The 411-nt window shown below is 43.6% G+C and carries 1 rRNA gene; it reads left to right on the top strand.

Going from position 1 to position 411, the window contains the following annotated elements:
* Positions 1-117 (top strand): 16S ribosomal RNA (locus BZK40_RS24095); the annotation flags it as partial.
* Positions 118-411 lie beyond the last annotated feature (294 nt).

Here is a 411-nt window from a genome sequence, read left to right as displayed (position 1 = left end):
GCAAAAGAAGTAGGTAGCTTAACCTTCGGGAGGGCGCTTACCACTTTGTGATTCATGACTGGGGTGAAGTCGTAACAAGGTAACCGTAGGGGAACCTGCGGTTGGATCACCTCCTTACCTTAAAGAAACGTTCTTTGTAGTGCTCACACAGATTGTCTGATGAATGATGAACTTCTGAATGTACTTTCGAGTGCATTAAGAAGTTTTGCTCTTTAAAAATCTGGATCAAGCTGAAAATTGAAACGACACACTGTTTCATTTCTCCGTAATAAGAAATGAAAAGCGGTGTGTTCGAGTCTCTCAAATTTTTGCAAGTCGATGATGAATCGAAAGAAACATCTTCGGGTTGTGAGGTTAAGCGACTAAGCGTACACGGTGGATGCCCTGGCAGTCAGAGGCGATGAAGGACGT

The organism is Citrobacter portucalensis, from assembly GCF_002042885.1.
In the GTDB taxonomy this organism is placed as follows: domain Bacteria; phylum Pseudomonadota; class Gammaproteobacteria; order Enterobacterales; family Enterobacteriaceae; genus Citrobacter; species Citrobacter portucalensis.
This window is presented reverse-complemented; position numbering and strand designations above follow the sequence as displayed.